The organism is Pseudomonas sp. ADPe, from assembly GCF_014843515.1.
In the GTDB taxonomy this organism is placed as follows: domain Bacteria; phylum Pseudomonadota; class Gammaproteobacteria; order Pseudomonadales; family Pseudomonadaceae; genus Pseudomonas; species Pseudomonas citronellolis.
In genome coordinates, this window is the sequence record NZ_CP062122.1 from 5,499,337 (window position 1) to 5,514,559 (window position 15,223).

General features: G+C 68.8%; 13 protein-coding genes. 4 read left to right on the top strand and 9 right to left on the bottom strand.

What is annotated here, in order from left to right; genetic code table 11:
- Together IG194_RS25075 and IG194_RS25080 are read left to right on the top strand one after the other, a co-directional pair.
- Window positions 1–201, top strand: coding sequence for a DUF1656 domain-containing protein (locus IG194_RS25075; RefSeq protein ID WP_024128300.1), 201 nt, complete (start codon window positions 1–3; stop codon window positions 199–201).
- A 14-nt stretch (window positions 202–215) separates the two neighbouring features.
- Entirely contained in the window at window positions 216–1,097 is an 882-nt protein-coding gene (locus IG194_RS25080; RefSeq protein WP_009619086.1) for an HlyD family secretion protein, read from the top strand.
- A gap of 615 nt (window positions 1,098–1,712) precedes the next feature.
- On the opposite strand, the gene IG194_RS25085 is transcribed toward IG194_RS25080, so the two are convergent.
- The 5 genes from IG194_RS25085 to acnB all read right to left on the bottom strand — a co-directional run bounded on the left by IG194_RS25085 (window position 1,713) and on the right by acnB (window position 7,549).
- Entirely contained in the window at window positions 1,713–2,453 is a 741-nt protein-coding gene (locus IG194_RS25085; protein ID WP_043315412.1) for a murein L,D-transpeptidase catalytic domain family protein, read from the bottom strand.
- An 82-nt stretch (window positions 2,454–2,535) separates the two neighbouring features.
- A complete protein-coding gene (locus IG194_RS25090) occupies window positions 2,536–3,573 on the bottom strand; it encodes a L,D-transpeptidase (RefSeq protein WP_009619088.1) in 1,038 nt (345 codons plus the stop codon).
- An 83-nt stretch (window positions 3,574–3,656) separates the two neighbouring features.
- Window positions 3,657–4,352: a pseudouridine synthase gene (locus IG194_RS25095; protein WP_058489066.1), complete on the bottom strand. Its 696-nt coding sequence runs from the start codon at window positions 4,350–4,352 to the stop codon at window positions 3,657–3,659.
- Window positions 4,352–4,567 (bottom strand): cysteine-rich CWC family protein, encoded by a 216-nt coding sequence (locus tag IG194_RS25100; RefSeq protein ID WP_009619090.1) that lies wholly within the window; start codon window positions 4,565–4,567, stop codon window positions 4,352–4,354. Before IG194_RS25100 ends, IG194_RS25095 begins: the two co-directional genes overlap by 1 nt.
- A gap of 372 nt (window positions 4,568–4,939) precedes the next feature.
- Window positions 4,940–7,549 (bottom strand): bifunctional aconitate hydratase 2/2-methylisocitrate dehydratase, encoded by a 2,610-nt coding sequence (acnB, locus tag IG194_RS25105; protein ID WP_058489067.1) that lies wholly within the window; start codon window positions 7,547–7,549, stop codon window positions 4,940–4,942.
- Between the two features lie 392 nt (window positions 7,550–7,941).
- Between acnB and IG194_RS25110 the strand changes: the two genes are divergently transcribed.
- Window positions 7,942–8,418, top strand: coding sequence for a DUF1289 domain-containing protein (locus IG194_RS25110; RefSeq protein ID WP_009619092.1), 477 nt, complete (start codon window positions 7,942–7,944; stop codon window positions 8,416–8,418).
- A 34-nt stretch (window positions 8,419–8,452) separates the two neighbouring features.
- Here IG194_RS25110 and IG194_RS25115 read toward each other — a convergent pair whose 3' ends face one another.
- Entirely contained in the window at window positions 8,453–9,799 is a 1,347-nt protein-coding gene (locus IG194_RS25115) for a class II 3-deoxy-7-phosphoheptulonate synthase (protein ID WP_009619093.1), read from the bottom strand.
- Window positions 9,800–10,019: 220 nt separating this feature from the next.
- Here IG194_RS25115 and IG194_RS25120 point away from each other — a divergent pair, with 220 nt between their 5' ends.
- The gene (locus tag IG194_RS25120; RefSeq protein ID WP_058489068.1) at window positions 10,020–10,766 is read left to right on the top strand and encodes a spermidine synthase; all 747 of its coding nucleotides are present in this window, start codon (window positions 10,020–10,022) and stop codon (window positions 10,764–10,766) included.
- 15 nt (window positions 10,767–10,781) lie between these two features.
- On the opposite strand, the gene IG194_RS25125 is transcribed toward IG194_RS25120, so the two are convergent.
- From IG194_RS25125 to IG194_RS25135, 3 genes are all read right to left on the bottom strand, one after another.
- Window positions 10,782–12,440, bottom strand: a complete 1,659-nt coding sequence (locus tag IG194_RS25125) for a ShlB/FhaC/HecB family hemolysin secretion/activation protein (protein ID WP_058489069.1) — start codon at window positions 12,438–12,440, stop codon at window positions 10,782–10,784.
- A 79-nt stretch (window positions 12,441–12,519) separates the two neighbouring features.
- A complete protein-coding gene (locus IG194_RS25130) occupies window positions 12,520–13,875 on the bottom strand; it encodes a collagen-like triple helix repeat-containing protein (RefSeq protein WP_225617132.1) in 1,356 nt (451 codons plus the stop codon).
- A 331-nt stretch (window positions 13,876–14,206) separates the two neighbouring features.
- Entirely contained in the window at window positions 14,207–14,998 is a 792-nt protein-coding gene (locus tag IG194_RS25135) for a crotonase/enoyl-CoA hydratase family protein (protein WP_009619097.1), read from the bottom strand.
- Window positions 14,999–15,223: the final 225 nt, after the last annotated feature.

Consider the following 15,223-nt stretch of genomic DNA (forward strand, 5'->3'; position numbering starts at 1 on the left):
CTGCCGCGGGAAATCGCCTTCCACGGCGTCTACATGCCGACCCTCACCGTGCTCTTCGTGGTCGCGGCGGTGATCTGCTGGGGCATCGACCGCGTCTTCGCCTCCATCGGCCTGTACCGCTTCACCTGGCACCCGGCGCTGTTCCGCGTGTGCCTGTTCGCCTGCCTGTTCGGCGGCCTGTCCCTGACCGTCTACCGATAACGAGCCAGTTACCCATGACCTTGAAATCCGTCTTCAGCCTGCTGGCGACCCTGATCATCCTGGTGGTCGCCGTGTTCATCGGCCGCACCCTCTGGGTGAACTACATGGACACCCCCTGGACCCGCGACGGCCGCGTGCGCGCCGACATCATCAACGTCGCCCCGGACGTGTCCGGCGTGGTGGTCGAGGTGCCGGTGCGCGACAACCAGCAGGTAAAGAAGGGCGACCTGCTGATGCAGATCGACCCCGACCACTACCGCATCGCCGTGAAGCAGGCCGAGGCCCAGGTCGCCTCGCGCCTGGCCACCCTGAAGATGCGCCAGCTCAACGCCAGGCGCCGCGCCGCCATGGACAACGAAGTGGTGTCCCGCGAGAGCCTGGACGATGCCAGCAACACCGCCGCCGCCGCCGAGGCCGACTACCAGCAGGCCCTGGCCGCGCTGGACGCCGCCAAGCTGAACCTGGAGCGCACCCAGGTGCGCGCCTCGGTGGACGGTTACGTGACCAACCTCAACGTGCACCGCGGCGACTACGCCCGCGCCGGCGAGGCGAAGATGGCGGTGGTCGACGAGAACTCCTACTGGGTCTACGGCTACTTCGAGGAAACCAAGCTGCCGCACATTGCCGTGGGCGACCCGGCCGAGCTGCAGCTGATGAGCGGCCAGCGCCTGAAGGGCCACGTGGAAAGCATCGCCCGCGCCATCTACGACCGCGACAACCCGGAAAGCCGCGAGCTGGTCGCCGACGTCAACCCGACCTTCAACTGGGTGCGCCTGGCCCAGCGCGTGCCGGTGCGCATCCACATCGACGAAGTGCCGGAAGGCGTGCTGCTGGCGGCGGGCATCACCACCACGGTGATCGTCAACCCGGGCAGCCAGGACGCGACGGCGCAGTGAGCGCAATGCGCGTCAGGTAAAAAACGGGGGCTTCGGCCCCCGTTCGTTTTTCCCGGTGCAGGCCCTGTAGGGCCCTGCCCGCGAATCGCGCGCAGGGCGCGCTCCTACATGGAATGGCGTGGGTGGGGGCAGCGTAGGAGCGGATCTCACCCGCGAACCGCGCCGGGAATTCCGGCTATCGCGGACAAGGTCCGCTCCTACGGGGGAGGAATACCGTGTTTCCCGGCAACCTGTAGCGGGCCCTGCCCGCGATTTCGCGCGCAGGGCGCGCTCCTACAATGGGAATGGCGTGGGTGGGGCCGCGTAGGAGCGGATCTTATCCGCGAACCGCGCCGGGACGTCCGGCTATCGCGGACAAGGTCCGCTCCTACGGGGGGAGGAATACCGTGCTTCCCGGCAACCTGTAGGAGCGGGCCCTGCCCGCGATTTCGCGCGCAGGGCGCGCTCCTACATGGAATGGCGTGGGTGGGGCGGCGTAGGAGCGGATCTCATCCGCGAGCCGCGCCGGAACCTCCGGCCATCGCGGAGAAGCCCGTAGGATGGGTTGAGCGAAGCGATACCCATCACCATGACCGCATGGGTATCGCAAGCTCAACCCATCCTACGAAAAGCGCTTCAGCGCTTGGCCAGGGTGGCGCTGCGCCCCAGGTTCTGTGCCTTGGCCACGCTGCAACTGGCGCCGGCGAGGAATTGCGAGTTGCTCAGCCATTCCTGCTGCGGGTAATAGGCGAACACGTAGCTGCCTTTCTGCAGGGTGTCGATCAGCTTCTGCGCCACCTGCGGGCGCACTGCCGGGCAGCCCTGGCTGCGGCCCAGGCGGCCGAGGCCGGGGACCACCTTGGGATCGGCGTAGGCTGCCGCGTGCATGACGATGGCGCGCTCTTCGCTGTTGTCGTTGAAGCCCGGCTCCAGGCCCAGCAGGCGCAGCGAGCGGCCGTGCTTGCCGCGGTAGGTCTGGCCGGTCTGGTACAGGCCGATGGACGACTGGTAGCTGTTCGGGCGGTTGGAGAACGAGGTGGCGAGGTCGTCACCGCTGTTCTTGCCGTGGGCCACCCACTCCTCGAACAGCAGCTTGCGCCGCTGCAGGTCGAACACCCACAGGCGCTTGTCGCGCGAGGCCTTGGAGTAGTCGATGACGGTCAGCAGTTCGTCGCGCCCGCCCAGTTGCGCGGCGTTGGCGCACTGGTAGGCGCTGAGCGCCAGGCGCAGGGCCTGCAGGTTGGTGGCCGGGGCCAGGCGATGGAGTTCCTCGGCGCTGGGCAGCGCCGCTTGGGCGAGGCTGCTGCCGAGCGCGTAGAGCGCGCCCACGGCGAGCAGCGGCCGGAGTTTCCCCCAGACGGTGGATATGGACGGCATGGCGCCGTTCCCCCCTTTGTCACTTCCTAAGGTCTGTTTTCGATTGCGCATGCAAGTGCGCGAAATTAGGGGGGATTCTCGCTCATTTTTTGACCGGTGCCGGTACCGCTTGTCGGTCGTTGGTGGTGATCACCGTGAAGTCCGGGTTGCTGCGCGTCTCGCGGCTGGACGGCAGGTCGGTGATGACCAGGGTGCTGCCGACATCCATGGCCAGCAGCAGCGAGTGCAGGAAGTGCGCGTCCATGCTGAACTGGCCGAGCTGTTCGGCGGGGGTCAGGCCGGCCTGCGGGTTGCTCACCTGCACCGCGCTCCAGCGCAGGTTGGGGCTGGCGCTGGCCAGCTGTTCCGGGGTGGGCCGCTCCAGCAGCGAGAAGGCCGCCACGCCGGTGCGCGCGCCGGGGTTGTCGAGGGCCACCGGGGCGCTGCCGATCTGGGTGCCGCCGCGGTACACGTAGGCGCGGCGGTCGGCGCGGCTGATCAGCACCGAGATCGGCCCGAGGCTTTCGCCCGGGTCGCTCCAGTAAGGCTCCACCGCCGGGCTGGCCGGGCCGCTGGCCTTGCCTTCGCTCACCTGCGGGGCGAGCAGGCCGGGGTGGTAGACCTCCACCGGCGAGCTCCTGGCGTCGGAGATGATCACCGTGGTGTTGCTGAAGCCGGTGACCTCGTAGAGCTTCTTGGCGAAGGCCATGGGCAGGCGGATGCAGCCGTGGGAGGCGGGGTAGCCGGGCAGGTTGCCGGCGTGCAGGGCGATGCCGTCCCAGGTCAGGCGCTGCATGTAGGGCATGGGCGCGCTGTCGTACAGGTCGGAGTGGTATTCCACCTTCTTCTGCAGGATGGTGAACACGCCGGTGGGGGTTTCCTTGCCGCGCTTGCCGGTGCTGACCGTGGCCACGCCGATGGCGATGCCGTTGCGGTACACGTAGGCGCGCTGCTCGGTGAGGCTGACCACCACCGTGACCGGGCCCTGCGGGGAAATCTCCGGGTACCAGAGGAACTGCCCGGGCTTGAGCTTCTTCAGCGCCGCCTGCAGGTCGTTGAGCGGCGAGGCGTGGCTGGAGTTGGCCTCGACGGGGAGGGCGACCAGGCTGAACAGCAGCAGGGCGAAAGACAGGATCTTCATCGTATTCCTTCGATGCGCGGGCGTCCTCGCAGCTTAGTCGGGGCCGAGCCGCCCCTGCAATTCGCGATGCCGGACGGCAGGCCTCAGCCCAGCGCGGCCAGCTCGGCGGCGCTCAGGGCGCGGTACTGGCCCGGCGCCAGCTGCGGGTCCAGGGCCAGGCCGCCCATGCGTTCGCGGTGCAGGCGGGTGACCTTGTTCTGGAAGTGCCCGAACATGCGCTTGACCTGGTGGTAGCGGCCTTCATGGAGGGTCAGGCGCGCCGCGTGCGGGGCGAGGATCTCCAGCTGTGCGGGGAGGGTGGTGAGGTCCTCGTAGCGGAAGTACAGGCCGCGGGCGAAGACTTCGGCGTAGTGCGCCTCGATCGGCTGCTCGGTCTCCACGTAGTAGACCTTGGGCAGTTTGCGCCCGGGCAGGGTCATGCGCCGCGACCACTGGCCGTCGTTGGTGATCAGCAGCAGGCCGGTGGTGTTGAAGTCCAGCCGCCCGCCGATGTGCAGTTCGTGCTTGTCCGGCTCGTCGAGCAGGTCGAGCACGGTGCGGTGCTCCGGGTCGCGGGTGGCGCTGACGCAGCCGGCGGGCTTGTGCAGCATGAAGTAGCGCGCCGGGCGGCCGGCCTGCAGCTCCTCGCCGTCCAGCTCCACACGGCTGAACTCGCGCACCTCGTGGCGGCCGTCGCGGACCACTGCGCCGTCCACCTTCAGGCGTCCGGTAGCCAGCAGCAGGCGCGCATCCTGGCGGCTGAAGCGGGGCAGGTTGGTGAGGAAGCGGTCCAGGCGCATCAGGCGGGTTCGTCGTCGGGCGGCAGGCTCTGCGCGCAGCGCGGGCACAGGCAGGCGCGGTCGAGCAGCTGCGGCGGGACGCGGGCCAGGGCGGCGGGGTCGATGCGCGTCTGGAAGCACCAGCAGAGCGTCCCGTCGGCGTCCGGGTCGGCCTGGCTGCAGCTGTTGCGCTGGCCGCAGAGGGGGCAACGGGTGGGATCGGGCGTGTCGGTCATGGTGCGGGTCGGTGCTTTGCCGGGGGCACAGGGTGCAGCGGGCGGCGCCGGGGTGCAAGGGGAATCGGATGCCTGGGGGCTGTTCATGCCACCGGGGTGTCCGGCGTGGCCGGCAAGCACGAGACCCGTAGGATGGTGTTGAGCGAAGCGATACCCATCAGCGCCACCGCATGGGTATCGCAAGCTCAACCCATCCTACGAAGAGCCCCTCGGCGCGGCTTGCAAGACAGTTGCTCCTACGCCCGCGATTCGGCAGATAACGCCATAGGCGCCTGGAGCCCAAATAAAAAATGCCGTTTCTCCCAGGGGAAGAAACGGCATTCCTTTCAAAGCCCCGCCGTACCGGCCAGGGCTTTCCTCACGCCGAAAGGCTTAGGCTTGAACGACCGGAATCTTGGCGTTCGCAGCGGCTTCCTTGAACTCGGCGATCTGGTCGAAGCTCAGGTAGCGGTAGATATCGGCAGACATGCTGTCGATGTCCTTCGCGTAGGCCATGTACTCCTCGACGGTCGGCAGCTTGCCGATGATCGAAGCCACGGCGGCCAGCTCCGCCGACGCCAGGAACACGTCGGTGGAATCGCCCAGGCGGTTCGGGAAGTTACGGGTGGAGGTGGAGACCACGGTGGAACCGGTCTGTACGCGCGCCTGGTTACCCATGCACAGCGAGCAGCCCGGCATTTCCATGCGCGCGCCAGCCTTGCCGTAGATGCCGTAGTAGCCTTCCTCGGTCAGCTGGTGGGCGTCCATCTTGGTCGGCGGGGCCAGCCACAGGCGGGTCGGAATGCCACCCTTGACCTTGTCCAGCAGCTTGCCGGCGGCGCGGAAGTGGCCGATGTTGGTCATGCACGAACCGATGAACACCTCGTCGATCTTGCGGCCTTGCACGCTGGACAGCAGGCGGGCGTCGTCCGGATCGTTCGGGGCGCAGAGCACCGGCTCCTTGACGTCGGCCAGGTCGATCTCGATGACCGCGGCGTATTCGGCGTCCTTGTCGGCTTCCAGCAGTTGCGGGTTGGCCAGCCAGGCTTCCATCGCTTGCGCGCGGCGCTCCAGGGTGCGGGCGTCGCCGTAGCCTTCGCCGATCATCCAGCGCAGCAGGGTGATGTTCGACTTCAGGTATTCGGCGATGGCCTGTTCCGGCAGCTTGATGGTGCAACCGGCGGCGGAACGTTCGGCCGAGGCGTCGGACAGCTCGAAGGCTTGCTCGACGGTCAGGTCGTTGAGGCCTTCGATCTCGAGGATGCGGCCGGAGAAGATGTTCTTCTTGCCTTTCTTCTCGACGGTCAGCAGGCCCTGCTGGATGGCGTAGTAGGGGATGGCGTGGACCAGGTCACGCAGGGTGATGCCCGGTTGCAGCTTGCCCTTGAAGCGCACCAGTACCGATTCGGGCATGTCCAGCGGCATTACGCCGGTGGCGGCGGCGAAGGCCACAAGGCCGGAACCTGCCGGGAAGCTGATGCCGATCGGGAAGCGGGTGTGCGAGTCGCCGCCGGTGCCGACGGTGTCGGGCAGCAGCATGCGGTTCAGCCAGCTGTGGATGATGCCGTCGCCCGGACGCAGGGACACGCCGCCGCGGGTCATGATGAAGTCCGGCAGGGTGTGGTGGGTCTTGACGTCGATCGGCTTCGGATAGGCCGCGGTGTGGCAGAAGGACTGCATCACCAGGTCGGCGGAGAAGCCCAGGCAGGCCAGGTCCTTCAGCTCGTCGCGGGTCATCGGGCCGGTGGTGTCCTGGGAACCGACGGTGGTCATCTTCGGTTCGCAGTAGGTGCCCGGACGCACGCCTTTGCCTTCCGGCAGGCCGCAGGCGCGACCGACCATCTTCTGCGCCAGGGTGTAGCCCTTGCCGCTGTCGGCGGGGGCTTCGGGCTTCTTGAACAGCTCGGACGGGGACAGGCCCAGTTCGGCGCGGGCCTTCTCGGTCAGGCCACGGCCGACGATCAGCGGGATACGGCCGCCGGCGCGGACTTCGTCGAGCAGAACCGGGGTCTTCAGCTCGAAGGTGGTGACCAGTTCGCCGCTGTCATGACGCACGACCTTGCCTTCGTAGGGGTACACGTCGATGACGTCGCCCATAGCCAGGTTGGTGCAGTCGAACTCGATCGGCAGGGCGCCGGCGTCTTCCATGGTGTTGTAGAAGATCGGGGCGATCTTGGTGCCGAAGCAGAAGCCGCCTGCGCGCTTGTTCGGCACGTAGGGGATGTCGTCGCCGAAGAACCACAGCACCGAGTTGGTGGCGGACTTGCGGGACGAACCGGTGCCGACCACGTCGCCGACGTAGGCGACCGGGAAGCCCTTGGCCTTGACCGCTTCGATCTGCTTCAGCGGGCCGACGGCGCCGGGTTGTACCGGCTCGATGCCGTCGCGGGCCATCTTCAGCATGGCCAGGGCGTGCAGCGGGATGTCCGGGCGCGACCAGGCGTCGGGGGCCGGGGACAGGTCGTCGGTGTTGGTTTCGCCGGGCACCTTGAACACGGTCAGGGTGATCTTCTCGGCGACCGCCGGGCGGGCCTGGAACCACTCGCCGTCGGCCCAGGACTGCAGCACGGCCTTGGCGGCGGCGTTGCCTTTCTTGGCGCGCTCGGAAACGTCGTGGAAGGCGTCGAACATCAGCAGGGTGTGCTTCAGTTGCGCGGCGGCGACTTCGGCCAGCTCGGCGCTGTCCAGCAGTTCGACCAGGGTGGCGATGTTGTAGCCGCCCTGCATGGTGCCCAGCAGCTCGACGGCGCGGGCCTTGCTGATCAGCGGGGAGGTGGCTTCGCCCTTGGCGACGGCGGAGAGGAAGCCGGCCTTGACGTAGGCGGCCTCGTCCACGCCCGGCGGGACGCGGTTGGTGATCAGGTCGAGGAGGAATTCTTCTTCGCCGGCCGGCGGGTTCTTCAGGAGTTCGACCAGACCGGCGGTCTGTTCGGCGTTCAGCGGCTGGGGCACGACACCCTGGGCGGCACGCTCTTCTACGTGTTTGCGGTAGGCTTCAAGCACAGTATTTCCCTCATCAGTGGTCCCGTGGGACGCGTATCCAGGAGACCTCGCCGATCCATTCGTCAGGCATGGTGGACGGTAATCCACGGACCTACGACGGCACCGGCAGCCTCCAGACAGAAGCTGTTTTCAAAGTTTTACGCCGGAGGGCCTGGGACGAGGGGGACTGGGCGCTTGAGGGGGGCGCCCAGACCGCGCGGCTGCCGGAATCTGTGCTTCGTGACGCTTTGAAAACAGCTTCGAACGGGCATTGCGCCTTGTGAAAGGCGGGCCGATTCTACTGGAATTCATTGCCGAAAGTAAGCGGCAATGCTGGGTGGGCAAGGGTGATATTGCCTAGACAAAGGGCTAAGATGCCGCACTGCCTTATGCCTCAAGAAGCTGTTCCGCCCATGTCCTCCCAGCGCATCAAGACCCCCTGTGTCGGCCTCTGTTCCACCGTCTACGGCGACCTCGTGTGCCGTGGCTGCAAGCGCTTCCACCACGAGGTGGTGAACTGGAACCTGTACGGCGAGGAGGAGAAGCGCGCGGTGTGGAAGCGCCTGGAAGTGCTGCTGGTGCAGGTGATGGTGGCCAAGCTGGAGGTGTTCGACGCGCCGCGCCTGCGCGCCCAGCTGGAGCAGCGGCAGATCCGCTTCGTCCCCGAGCAGTCGCCCTACTGCTGGGCCTACCAGTTGATCGCCCGCGGCTCGCGGCTGATCCAGAACCTCGATGCCTACGGCGTGGCCCTGCTGCCGGAGTTCCGCGAGCGGCCGCTGCCGGAGCTGCGCGATGCCATCGACCGCGAGTTCTTCCTGCTTTCCGAGGCCCATTACGACCGCTACATCGCCCCGCGCTTCCTCCGCGAGGGCATGGACCTGCGCGTCTGAACCGGCGCCCGCCGCGCGGGCGCCGTTCGTCGGCTCAGCGCCGCGCCTGCTTCAGCGTCTCGGCGATGAGGAAGGCCAGCTCCAGCGACTGGTCGGCGTTCAGCCGCGGGTCGCAGTGGGTGTGGTAGCGGTCGCTGAGCCCGGCTTCGGTGATCGGCCGCGCGCCGCCGATGCATTCGGTGACGTTCTGCCCGGTCATCTCGATGTGGATGCCGCCGGCGTGGCTGCCTTCGGCCTTGTGCACCTCGAAGAACTGCCGCACCTCGGCGAGGATGCGCGCGAAGTCGCGGGTCTTGTAGCCGCTGGAGGCCTTGATGGTGTTGCCGTGCATCGGGTCGCAGCTCCACAGCACCTGGCGGCCTTCGCGCTGCACGGTGCGGATCAGCCGCGGCAGGCCGTCGCCGACCTTGTCGGCGCCCATGCGCACGATCAGGTTGAGGCGGCCGGGGTCGTTGTCCGGGTTGAGGATGTCGATCAGCCGCAGCAGCTCCTCGTCGCCCATGCTCGGCCCGACCTTGACGCCGATGGGGTTGCCCACCCCGCGCAGCATCTCGACGTGGGCGCCGTCCAGCTGGCGGGTGCGGTCGCCGATCCAGAGCATGTGCGCCGAGCAGTCGTACCAGCCGCCGGTCAGGCTGTCGCGGCGGATGAAGGCTTCCTCGTAGTTCAGCAGCAGCGCCTCGTGGGCGGTGAAGAAGCTCACCTCGCGCAGTTGCGGCGCCGTGTCCAGGCCGCAGGCGCGCATGAAGGCGAGGGTTTCGTCGATGCGCCCGGCGAGCTGGCTGTATTTTTCCGCCAGGGCCGAGTTGGCGATGAAGTCGAGGTTCCACTGGTGCACTTCGTGGAGGTCGGCGAAGCCGCCCTGGGCGAAGGCACGCAGCAGGTTGAGGGTGGCGGTGGACTGGTGGTAGGCCTGCAGCAGGCGCTGCGGGTCCGGCACGCGGTTGGCCTCGTCGAAGCCGATGCCGTTGACGATGTCGCCGCGGTAGGCCGGCAGGGTCAGGTCGCCCACGGTTTCCTCGCCGCAGGAGCGCGGCTTGGCGAACTGCCCGGCCATGCGCCCGACCTTCACCACCGGGCAGCCGGCGGCGAAGGTCATGACCACCGCCATCTGCAGCAGCACCTTGAAGGTGTCGCGGATCTTCGCCGCGGAGAACTCGGCGAAGCTCTCGGCGCAGTCGCCGCCCTGCAGCAGGAAGGCGCGCCCGGCGGTGACCTCGGCGAACTGCCGGCGCAACTCGCGGGCCTCGCCGGCGAACACCAGCGGCGGGTAGCTGGCGAGCGTCTGCTCGACCTGCTGCAGGCGCGCGGCGTCGGGGTAGGCGGGTTGCTGCTGGATGGGGCGGCTTCTCCAGCTGTCGGGGCTCCAGGTCTGGCTCATCGGGGGCTCGCGGGGCAATGGCGGGTAATCGCCCATGGTAACACCGGGCGCGGCCACCTTCAGCGCGGCGGGGCTGGTATCCTTCGCCTTCCATGAGCCCGCGGCCGTCGCCGTCCTTGCCCTGCGGAGAGCCCCGCGTGTACCAGAGCCCGCCTTCCCATACCCTTCCGCACCGCCGGCCGCGCGCTGGCGCCCGTCGCCGTGGCCGGGGGCGCCGGGCATGAGCGAGGACCTGCTGATAGCCGAGGAGCGCGACGCCTACGGGGTGATCCGCGTGGTGGAGCAGGGCGGCTACCGCTACCTGGAGTTCGGCGAGGAGGTGGAGCAGAGCTGCGTGCGCATCGGCGATCCGGCCTGGCTGGAGTACGACTATTCCCGCGCCATGCTGCTGGGCGCGCTGTGCCACCCCGCGCCGCGCCGCGCGCTGTTCCTCGGCTTCGGCGCCGGCAGCCTGACCCAGGCTTGCCTGAAGCACCTGGCGCTGGACGAGGCGGAGGCCGTCGAGCTGCGCCCGGCGATCCCGCGCCTGGCCCGCGAGCACCTGGGCCTGGTGGACGAGCCGCGCCTGCGGTTGCGCATCGGCGATGCTGTGGAGGAGCTGGGCAACTGCGCGCCGGCCGACCTGATCTTCCTCGATCTCTATACCGACACCGGCCCCGCGCCGGCGCACCTGGGCTGGGACTTCCTCGGCGCCTGCCGCGACAAGCTGCGCCCCGGCGGCTGGCTGATCATCAATCAGTGGAGCACCGACGACGGCCGCCCGCTGGGCGCGGCCCTGCTGCGCGGGCGCTTCCACCGCCACTACCTGGAATGCCCGGTGCCGGAGGGCAACGTGATCGTCTTCGTGCCCGCCGACGTCGAGCAGAGCCTGGAGCCGCGCGGGCTGAAAAAGCGCGCCAAGGCCCTGCAGGGCGACCTGGGCTACGACCTGGGCCTCTATATCGACGCGCTACGCCCCGCGCAGTAGCGGCGGGGCGCCCGTTCAGGGGAGCTGGTAGCTGAGCGTCAGGTTGAGCCGCGGGCTGCGCTCGTCGTTGTCGATGGCGCGGTCGGCGAACGGCTTGGCCACTTCCACCCCCAGCACGTACTGCTTGCGGTTGGAGAAACGCACCCCGACGGCGCCGGAACCGAGCTTGGCGCCGGGCTGGCCGTCGGCGTTGTAGTGGGTGCGCGCGCCATCCACCACCAGGTAGGGCTGCAGCTGGTTCATCCACCTGTTCTGCCAGAGGAACGAGTAGTTCACCTCGTAGGAGGCGCCCCAGCCCTTGTCGCCGGTGGCCTGGTCGTCCGGGTAGCCGCGGCCGAAGTTGGCGCCGCCGTAGGTGATCTGCTCGGAGTCCGGCAGGCTGTCGTGGGCCCACTGGAAGCTGACGTTGGCCACGCCCTGCATGCGTTCGCCGAACTGGTTCTGCTGGGCGCCGAAGCCGAGCACGCGGGTGAAGTCCTTCTTCGCCGGCGCGGTGCTCTGCGCGTCGAAGGCGTTCAGGCCCTTGTAGACGGCCAGGCTGCCGGCGCGCGCCTGCTTCTCGGCGAACTGCTGGACCAGGGTATCGACGCCCACCACGCGCAACTTGCTGCGCAGCTTCACGCTGTAGGGCGTGGCCGGCGCCAGCAGGTCGTAGCGGCTGCTGTCGTCGACCGTGTAGGCGCGCAGGTTGACGTCCCAGGTGAGGTTGCGGCGCAGCAGCACGGGGATGCCCAGGCCGGCGCTGACCCGTTCGTTCTCGCGCTTGCGCGCGTACTGCAGCGGGCCGATCACCACGCGGTCTTCCAGACTGGCGTTGTAGTGGCTGTAGCCGGCCATCAGTTGCAGGCCGTTGTCGCCCAGCAGCTGGCTGTAGTTCCAGGCGCGGTAGTGCTCCTTGTCGTCGCCGGGCGGATAGAGGTAGCTGAACTGCAGCTGTTCGCCATGGCCCAGCAGCGAGGCCAGGGTGGCGTTGAACAGCCCGCGCGGGTTGCCGTGGCGCGAGTCGAAGTCGGCGCCGGTGGTGACCATCTCGTGCTTGCCGAGCATCTCCAGCACGGCGCCGCCATCGGTGGTGGTCGGCGGGTTGAGGACCATGTCCATCTTCAGGCCGGGGATGCGGCTCATCAGCACGCTGAAGCGCTCGAAGCTGGCGCGGGTCAGCGGCTGCTCGGCCTTCAGGCGCTCGATCCAGCGCTCCACGCGGGCCTGGTGCACGCCCAGGTCGCCGGCGCTGCGCACTTCGCGCAGGTGGCCTTCGATCAGCATGATGCGCCCGACGCCGCCGCGGAAATCCTGGTTGGGCACGTAGGCGAAGGAAATGAGGTAGCCGTCGTCCTGGTAGCGCCGGGTGATGGCCTTGGCCGCCGCCACCAGTTCGCCGATCTTGATCTCGCGGCGGGTCAGCGGCTCCAGCAGGGGCTTCCAGGTGGCGATGGGGTAGTGGCCGCCGCCGGCGACTTCGATGCGCCGCAGGCGGATGCGCCGTTCGAGCAACTGCTGCGGCTGCGCGGCCGCCGGGGTGCTGACCCGCGGCGCCTGGGGGCGCACGTCGCCGCCGGGCAGGTTGGGCCTGGGCAGGCTCTGTTCGATGTCGGAACCGGGCAGTTGGATGGGACGGTCGGCCCAGGCGAGGGGGCTGGCTAACAACAGCGTTACTACGGTCAGCTTGCGCATGGCTTCTCCCTGAAGCCGTTAAATGAAAGGGCGAAGGGCCGTTGCCGACCCTTCGCCGTTCGCTTTGGCGGGCTTGCCGTCAGTTTCCGGACTTGCCGCCCAGGCTGCCGGTCACGCCGCCGAGCAGGCCGCCCACGGTGCCCAGGGTGCCGCCGAGCAGGCCGCCGTTGCTGGCCAGGCCGTTGCTGCCGACGCTGCTGGTGACGCCGCCGAGGGTGCCAGTGACGCCGGAGAGCAGGCCGCCGACCGGGTTGCTGCTGCCGGTGGCGCCGCCCAGGGTGCCGGTAACGCCGGAGAGCAGGCCGCCGACCGGGCTGCTGCTGCCGGTGGCGCCGCCCAGGGTGCCGGTGACGCCGGAGAGCAGGCCGCCGACCGGATTGCTGCTGCCGGTGGCGCCGCCCAGGGCGCCGGTGACGCCGGAGAGCAGGCCGCCGACCGGATTGCTGCTGCCGGTGGCGCCGCCCAGGGCGCCGGTGACGCCCGAGAGCAGCCCGCCGATCGGGTTGCCGGGGCTGCTGCCGGCCGGTGCGTTGACCAGGCCGCCCGTCGCGCTCACGGCTTCGCCGACGTTGGTCACGACGCTGCCCACCGGCGCGAGGACCGGCGTGGCGCTGCCGAGCTGGGTGCCGACCTGGCCCACCAGGCCGCCGACCGTGGTCACCAGGTTGTTCACCGGCGCGCCCAGGCCGGTGGTGGCGCCGACCTGCTGGGTCACGCCCTCGACCTGACCGACCAGGCCGGCGGTGGTAGCGCTGAGCTGCTTGGTCAGCGGGCTGAGCGGGCCGCTGGTGACGGCGCCGCTGAGGGAATCGCCGAGCATGCTGATCTGCCCGCCGACGCCATCGACCACGCCGCCCAGGGTGGCGGTCACCGGCTTCAGCGGGGTGTTGGCGCCCACTGCGGCGACGGTGCCGCCCAGGTCGCTGACCGCGTTGCCGACGCTGCTCACCGTGCCGGTGGCGCCGGCGACCGTGGTGCCCAGGGCATTGGGATTGCTGCCGAGCTGGCCGATGCCGTTGGTGATACCGCTGCCCAGGCTGTTCACGCCCTGGCCGACGTCCTGGATGACGTTGCCGGCGCCTTCGCTCACGCCACTGCCGACCACCGGCAGGTCAATGCCCTTGACCACGCCGCCGACGCCGTTGACGGTGTTGCCCAGGGCGCTGACCGCTTCGCCGGTATTGCTGAGGATGGTGCTGGTGGTGCTGGGAGTGGTACCGCCGGTTCCGCCGCCATTGTTGCCGCCATCGCCGCCACCGTTGTTGCCGCCGGTCCCGCCGTCGCCACCGCTGCCGTTGCCGCCAGTACCGCCGGAACCGCTGCCATCGCCACCGCTACCCGAGCCGCCGTCGCCGGCGCCCTGGCCGGAACCGCTCCCGGAACTGGCGACACTGCTGTGATGGCCGCCCTTGCTGCTGCACCCTTGCAGCGACATGGCAACGACCAGAAGAGACAATGCGAATACACGAATGGGACCAGACATCTTGTTGGGCTCCTCCCTGACGGGCTCTGGTGTTTCAGGGGAAGCCTCGATCCGCCAGCGGGAAGAGCGCCTCTCCTGATTTCCGGCACAGTCTTCGTGCTTTGTCGGGAGGGCGAAATTGCCTCTTGTAGATAGTCGTTTGGTCGTTTTCGCCCTGGCGATTCACCGGTGCTTTCAAGGCGATTGGCGGCCTTCGCGGGGCGATTTAATACTTTCGATATAGCGCTTTGCCGGGGTGCGGCGAAGGCGCGCGGGCGTCGTCGCGAAGGGCGGGGCGCCGGGGCTAGTTGCCGGAGAAGTTGCCTTCGCGTCTTTCCAGCAGCGACTGCAGGCCTTCGCGGGCATCCTCGCTGGCCAGCAGGGCCTTGAGTTGCTGCGGCAATTCGCGGATGGCCTGCGCCGTTCCCTGTTCCTGGGCGCGCCGCGCCGAGGCCAGGGTGGCGCGCACGGCCAGCGGGGCGCGGCGGGCAATGCGCGCGGCCAGCTTCAGGGCTTCGGGCAGCAGCTCTTCGGGCGGGTGGATTTCCTGCACCAGGCCCAGGCGCCAGGCTTCGTGGGCATCGAACTCGTCGCCGCTGAGCAGCCAGCGCATGGCGTTGCCCCAGCCGGCCACCTGCGGCAGGCGCAGGGTGGCGCCGCCCAGGGGCAGCAGGCCGCGGCGCACCTCCATCTGGGCGAAGCGGGCGGTGCTGGCGCACAGGCAGATGTCCGCCGCCAGCATCAGCTCGATGCCGATGGTGTAGCAGTAGCCCTGCACGGCGACCACCAGCGGCTTGCTCAGCCGCGGCCCGCCGAGGGTGCCCCAGGGGTCGACCGCGCCGGCCGGCAGTTGCCAGCCGTCGTGCAGGCGCTGGCTGACGTCGGCCAGGTCGAGGCCGGCGCTGAAGTGTTCGCCGTGGGCGACGATCAGCGCGCAGCGCAGGTCGTCGTCGCGTTCGTAGTCGCCCAGGGCCAGCATCAGTTCGTCGAGCATGCGCTGGTCGAAGGCGTTGCGCTTCTGCGGCCGGTTCAGGCCCAGCAGCAGGAGGTGGCCGCGGCGCGTGACGGTGACGCGGGGTTCGCTGGTAGGGTTCACGGCGCGTGCTCCTGGCAGGTGGCCCTGCTCGGTATAGACGGCGGGTGGCCGATTGTGCAAGTCTTGACCGTTCGGCCAGCGACAGCGGAAAAGCCGCACATCGACGGCATTTTTCCGGTATGATACGCGCCGGCCTGTCACGGCCCTGTTCGGGACCGCATCTTTCGGAGCCTGCACGCTCTGGCTGTGCATCCGCATCCGCGGACTTCCTTGACGTATTCTTCC